A 5,874-nucleotide genomic window follows, 5' to 3' on the forward strand; every position below is an offset into this window, starting at 1 on the left:
GCAGCCCAGCGGGAGCAAGCTCCCTCGCCACAGAAAGCTCCCCCCGCCACAAAATCGCGTTCAGGTGCTCAGGTAACGCCCGATCAACGCAATCCCGCTCGCCAGCACCAGCCACGTCACCAGCCGCACAAAGGCCTCGCGCGACAGGCGCATGGTCAACCGCCGACCGACCCACAGCCCCAGCGCCATGGCCGGCAGCAGGCATAGCGCCAGGACCAGCAACGGTAATTCGGCATACACCCCCGCAACCGCAAACAGGCTCAAACGCACCACCGTGCTGCAACTGATCAGTGCACTCTGAGTCGCCCGCGCCTCGTCCTTGGGCAGCCGACTGTTCAGATAGATCGCATACAAAAAACCGCCACTGCCAAACAACGCGCCGAACATCCCGCCCACGGTGCCCATCGGTAACGCCCAAACAGCAGACAATTGCGCCGGACGGACTTTTATCCACAGGCTGTAGATCGCATACGCGCTGATAAACACCCCCATCAACAGCAGCAACAGGTCGGATTTCAGGTTCAGCAGAAAAATCACCCCAAGGGTGCAGCCCACCGCCATGCAGGGCAGCAATCGCAGGAGCTCTGGTTTGGCCACGTCCCGTCGTGAAGGCAACAGATTGCCGAACGCCGCGATGAAATCCAGCAGCACCAGCAGCGGCACGATTTTCGATAAGGGCATGAACAAAATCAAAATCGGCCCGGCCACCAATGCCGTGCCGAACCCGGCGATACCAAACACGATGTAAGCCAGGGCGATGCCCGCCCCGATCACCAGCCAGTCCACTGCGCCGAATGGCCATTGGTTCAACAACTCAGCCACACTCAATCCTCCTTGAATACCGCCGACGACTTTACCCCTGTGGGAGCGAGCCTGCTCGCGAATACGGAATAACATTCAACACTGCAGTGACTGACATGGCGCCTTCGCGAGCAGGCTCGCTCCCACAAGGGATTTGCGCGGACTCATGGAGATTGTTCACCGAATGCCTTTAAACTGCGCCCCATGATTAAAGATCCCTTTGCAAGACTCGGCCTGGACCGCGAAGTCCTGACCGTCAGCCAGCTCAACGGCCGTGCGCGGGTGTTGCTTGAAGACGTGTTCAGCAACATCTGGGTCGAGGGCGAAATCTCCAACCTCGCCCGCCCGGCGTCCGGGCACGTGTACTTCACCCTCAAGGACAGCGGCGCCCAAGTGCGCTGCGCCCTCTTCCGGCAGAACGCCGCCCGGGTGCGCCAGGCGTTGAAGGATGGTCTGGCGGTCAAGGTGCGGGGCAAGGTTTCGCTGTTCGAGGGGCGCGGCGATTATCAGCTGATCCTCGACACCGTGGAGCCGGCCGGCGATGGTGCGCTGCGCCTGGCCTTCGATGCCTTGAAGGAAAAACTCAGCGCCGAAGGCCTGTTCAGCGCCGAACGCAAAGTGCCGCTGCCGGCGCATCCGCAACGTATCGGCATCATCAGCTCGCCCACCGGCGCGGTGATTCGCGACATCATCAGCGTATTCCGCCGCCGCGCGCCGCAAGTTCAGCTGACGCTGATCCCTACTGCGGTACAGGGCCGCGAAGCCACTGCGCAGATTGTTCGCGCGCTGAAACTGGCGGACGCCCGTGGCTTCGATGCATTGATCCTGGCCCGTGGCGGCGGCTCTCTGGAAGACCTCTGGTGTTTCAACGAAGAAGCCGTGGCCCGCGCCGTGGACGCTTGCGTGACGCCGATCGTCAGCGCCGTCGGCCATGAAACCGATGTATCGATCAGTGATTTCGTTGCCGACGTTCGCGCCCCCACGCCTTCTGCCGCCGCCGAACTGCTGGCACCGGACTCCAGTGATCTGGTGCGTCGGGTCGAGAGCCTGCATCGTCGGCTGGTGATGCGCATGCGCGACCGCCTGATGCGTGACCGGCTGCGCCTGGAAGGTATCTCTCGCCGCTTGCGTCATCCGGGTGAGCGCCTGCGTCAGCAAGCGCAGCGTCTGGACGACCTGGACATGCGCCTGCGCCGTGCCTTCGAGCGCAGCCTCAACACCCGGCGCGAACGACTGATCCGTCTGGAAACCCGCCTCGCCGGACAGCATCCAGGCCGGCAACTGGCGATGCTGCGGCAGCGCCTCGACAGCCTCGCCGAACGCTTGCCCCGCGCCATGCGCGAAGGTTTGAAAAGCCGTCGCCTGCAACTGCAAAGCCAGATGCAGACACTGCATGTGGTCAGCCCCCTGGCGACCCTCGGCCGTGGCTACAGCATTCTGCTGGACGAGCGCGGCAACGCGATCCGCAGCGCCGGGCAAACCCACACCGGCCAGCGCCTGAAAGCCAAACTGGGTGAAGGCGAACTGCAAGTGCGGGTCGAAGACAATCACCTGACGCCCGTCACCCTTTCTTTACTGGATTGATCCATGCCGCGCTTTTTAGCTTCGTTTCTGCTGTTGTGCCTGACACTCAACGCCCATGCCGACAGTTACATCACACGCCTGTTGAACAAACCGGTGCCGGGCGGCGTGGCCGTGGTGGACCTGGGCACCGCCGCGCAAGCGCCAAAAGCCAGTTATCAGGGCAAACCGGTGCTGGTGATCAAGGAACAGAACAACTGGCTGGCCATCGTCGGCATACCGCTGACGGTCAAGCCGGGTGCCCAATCCGTCAGCAGCGGCGGTCGTAGCCTGGGGTTCACCGTAGGCAACAAGAAATACCCGGAACAGCGCATCACCCTGAAAAACACGCAACAGGTCAATCCGGATCCGGACAATCTCAAGCGCATCGAGCGCGAACTGGCCGAGCAGATCGCTGCCTACCGCACGTTCAGTCCGAATACGCCAAGTAACGTGATGCTGGATAAACCGGTGAACGGCCCGCTGTCGAGCAAGTTCGGCGTGCGCCGCTTCTTCAATGGTGAAGAGCGCAATCCTCACTCAGGCCTGGATTTCGCCGTGCCTGCCGGCACGCCGATCAAGACCCCGGCCGCCGGGAAGGTGATTCTGATCGGTAATTACTTCTTCAATGGCAATACGGTGTTTGTCGACCATGGCCAGGGCTTTATCAGCATGTTCTGCCACATGTCAAAGATTGATGTGAAGGTTGGGCAGCAAATGGCACGCGGCGGTGTGGTCGGAAAGGTGGGCGCTACCGGCCGGGCGACGGGACCGCATATGCATTGGAACGTCAGCCTCAATGATGCGCGGGTGGATCCGGCCATATTTATTGGCGCGTTTCAGCCTTGATTCTCAGGAGAGGCTGATGGCCTCTTCGCGAGCAGGCTCGCTCCCACAGGTTTTCGTTGATCCTTGTGGGAGCGAGCCTGCTCGCGAAGGCGGCGTCATGGACAGCGCCTATTCAGCGTCCAAGTCCTGGATCCCATGGACTTCCCGGTCCGCCAGACAATGCCTGACCCACTCCTGAGTCTCCTCGGAAAACCAGCTCAGCTCCTCCGCCGTGATCAACTCCCGCGCGCACAACCCGAGCAGGTGCGAGCGCGCTTCGTGACGTGAAAACCTGAAGACGCCAAACGCCCAATACAGCTCTTTTTGCCCAGCCTTGAGCAATTCCTCGCTGGCGTCGATGCGTTCGTAAGGCGCGACACTCTTGTCCAGCACGATCTTTTCGACGTCGGTCATGATCCGGGTGCACATCCGCTCATGGGCCACCGGACGCAATACGCAATACTGTTTCCAATCGGACTCGTTCATCGCCGACTCCCGCTTGCCAGTCGAGGCTTTCAAGAAGAATAGCCCCGCCGCAAGCAGCCTGCGCTCAAAACACCGATTGCGCATCGCTCAAACCTTGCGCAAACAACCTGAAGATCAGACTGGAATAGAGCAATAAAATCTCGCCAAGCAGACACTGACGAGTATTCCTCTCAATTTTTTTCGACTGCTTGCCATCCTTTCCCCCCGCGGTTAGGGTTGAAGGCATGAAAACCTCTCACACCCTCATTCAGCGCCGTCAGCATCGCAGCTTGTGCCTTGTCAGTGCACGACTGCCGGGCTGAATCGCGGTGCCTCGTCTTACGCTTTATCCCCAGAACATTTGATCCACCGGCAGGCCGCCTTTTTTCGGCCCACACAATAAGGATTTCCCGATGAGCATGCTCAAAGACCCGTCTTCGAAATACCGCGCATTCCCGACCATCGACATCCCGGACCGCACCTGGCCGTCGAAAACCATCACCGCCGCCCCGATCTGGTGCAGCTCCGACCTGCGTGACGGCAACCAGTCGCTGATCGAACCGATGGACGCCGTCAAGAAGCTGCGTTTCTGGAAAACCCTGGTACAGGTCGGCGTGAAAGAAATCGAAGCCTCCTTCCCGGCCGCTTCGCAAACCGACTTCGACTTCGTGCGCACCCTGATCGAAGGCGGCCACATCCCGGATGACACCACCATCCAGGTGCTGACCCAGGGCCGTGAAGACCTGATCGCCCGCACTTTCGAATCCCTGCGTGGGGCGAAGAAAGCCATCGTTCACCTGTACAACGCAACCTCCCCTTCCTTCCGCCGCATTGTCTTCAACCAGGACAAGGACGGAATCAAGGAAATCGCCGTGAGCGCGGCCAAGCTGTTCGTCAAGTACGCCGCCCAGCAACCGGAAACCGAGTGGACCTTCGAGTACTCGCCGGAAACCTTCAGCGCCACCGAGCTTGAGTTCGCCAAGGAAGTCTGCGATGCGGTGATCGACGTCTGGAACCCGACGCCCGAGCACAAGATGATCCTCAACCTGCCGGCCACCGTCGAATGCGCGACCCCGAACATCTATGCCGACCAGATCGAATGGTTCGGCCGTCACATCAATCGTCGTGACAGCGTGATCATCAGCCTGCACACCCACAACGACCGTGGTACTGGCGTTGCCGCCACCGAACTGGGCCTGATGGCCGGCGCCGACCGCGTCGAAGGCTGCCTGTTCGGCAACGGCGAGCGCACCGGTAACGTCGACCTGGTGACCGTGGCCCTGAACATGTACACCCAGGGTCTTGACCCGCAACTGGACTTCTCCGACATCGACGGCGTGCGCAAGGTCGTCGAAGAGTGCAACCAGATCCAGGTTCACCCGCGTCACCCGTACGTCGGCGACCTGGTGCACACCGCATTCTCCGGCTCCCACCAGGATGCGATCCGCAAGGGCTTCGCCCAGCAGAAATCCGATGCCCTGTGGGAAGTGCCTTACCTGCCGATCGACCCGGCCGACATCGGCCGCAGCTACGAGGCGGTCATCCGCGTCAACAGCCAGTCGGGCAAAGGCGGTATCGCCTACCTGCTGGAACAGGAATACGGCATCAGCCTGCCGCGTCGCATGCAGATCGAGTTCAGCCAGGTCGTGCAGCGTGAAACCGATCGCCTGGGCCTGGAAATGACCGCCCAGCAAATTCATGCCCTGCTGCACAGCGAATACTTGCAGGCCAACACCCCGTACGCGCTGGTCAGCCATCGCCTGCAGGAAGAAAACGGCCACAGCGCCGTCGAAGTGGAAGTCGCCAGTAAAGGCCAGGGCGAAACCAACCTGCACTGGCGCGGCAAGGGCAACGGTGCGCTGGAAGCGCTGGTGGCCGGTCTGCCGATTCCGGTGGAGATCATGGACTACAACGAACACGCCATCGGCGCGGGCACCAATGCCAAGGCCGCGGCCTACATTGAACTGCGTGTGAACGGTGAACGTGCGGTGCACGGTGTGGGTATCGATGAAAACATCACCACCGCCAGCTTCAAGGCCCTGTTCAGCGCGCTGAACCGCTCCCTGAGCCAGCCGGAAGCGAAAGCGGCGTAAGCCCATTGCTGTAACGCAAAAGGCCCCGGAGTGAAACCTCCGGGGCCTTTTTTTGCCTGTTGGTTTTGTGCTGCCTGTTCTGGCCCTATCGCCAGCAGGCTGGCTCCCACAGGAGATCGCCTTTCCA

Annotated in this window: 5 protein-coding genes; 3 read left to right on the forward strand and 2 right to left on the reverse strand. The window is 61.0% G+C overall.

Features of this window, described 5'->3' with window-relative positions; genetic code table 11:
* Nucleotides 1-60 precede the first annotated feature (60 nt).
* Nucleotides 61-828, reverse strand: coding sequence for a sulfite exporter TauE/SafE family protein (locus ACW9HW_RS28380; protein ID WP_095193763.1), 768 nt, complete (start codon nucleotides 826-828; stop codon nucleotides 61-63).
* Between the two features lie 177 nt (nucleotides 829-1,005).
* On the opposite strand from ACW9HW_RS28380, the gene xseA reads away from it, so the two are divergent.
* Both xseA and ACW9HW_RS28390 read left to right on the forward strand, forming a co-directional pair.
* Nucleotides 1,006-2,385: an exodeoxyribonuclease VII large subunit gene (xseA, locus tag ACW9HW_RS28385; RefSeq protein WP_095193764.1), complete on the forward strand. Its 1,380-nt coding sequence runs from the start codon at nucleotides 1,006-1,008 to the stop codon at nucleotides 2,383-2,385.
* 3 nt (nucleotides 2,386-2,388) lie between these two features.
* Nucleotides 2,389-3,210: a peptidoglycan DD-metalloendopeptidase family protein gene (locus ACW9HW_RS28390; protein ID WP_457402638.1), complete on the forward strand. Its 822-nt coding sequence runs from the start codon at nucleotides 2,389-2,391 to the stop codon at nucleotides 3,208-3,210.
* A 108-nt stretch (nucleotides 3,211-3,318) separates the two neighbouring features.
* Here ACW9HW_RS28390 and ACW9HW_RS28395 read toward each other — a convergent pair whose 3' ends face one another.
* Nucleotides 3,319-3,675: a hypothetical protein gene (locus ACW9HW_RS28395; RefSeq protein WP_095194065.1), complete on the reverse strand. Its 357-nt coding sequence runs from the start codon at nucleotides 3,673-3,675 to the stop codon at nucleotides 3,319-3,321.
* A 392-nt stretch (nucleotides 3,676-4,067) separates the two neighbouring features.
* Here ACW9HW_RS28395 and leuA point away from each other — a divergent pair, with 392 nt between their 5' ends.
* Nucleotides 4,068-5,747 carry a 2-isopropylmalate synthase gene (leuA, locus tag ACW9HW_RS28400; protein ID WP_095193766.1) on the forward strand — a complete coding sequence of 560 codons (1,680 nt, stop codon included), beginning with the start codon at nucleotides 4,068-4,070 and terminating at the stop codon, nucleotides 5,745-5,747.
* Nucleotides 5,748-5,874 lie beyond the last annotated feature (127 nt).

The organism is Pseudomonas sp. SDO5532_S415 (genome assembly GCF_054071155.1).

Coding starts and splice junctions, on each gene's coding strand:
- xseA (WP_095193764.1), top strand. CDS start 1,006: ATGATTAAAGATCCCTTTGCAAGACTCGGCCTGGACCGCGAAGTCCTG.
- ACW9HW_RS28390 (WP_457402638.1), top strand. CDS start 2,389: ATGCCGCGCTTTTTAGCTTCGTTTCTGCTGTTGTGCCTGACACTCAAC.
- ACW9HW_RS28395 (WP_095194065.1), bottom strand. CDS start 3,675: ATGAACGAGTCCGATTGGAAACAGTATTGCGTATTGCGTCCGGTGGCC.
- leuA (WP_095193766.1), top strand. CDS start 4,068: ATGAGCATGCTCAAAGACCCGTCTTCGAAATACCGCGCATTCCCGACC.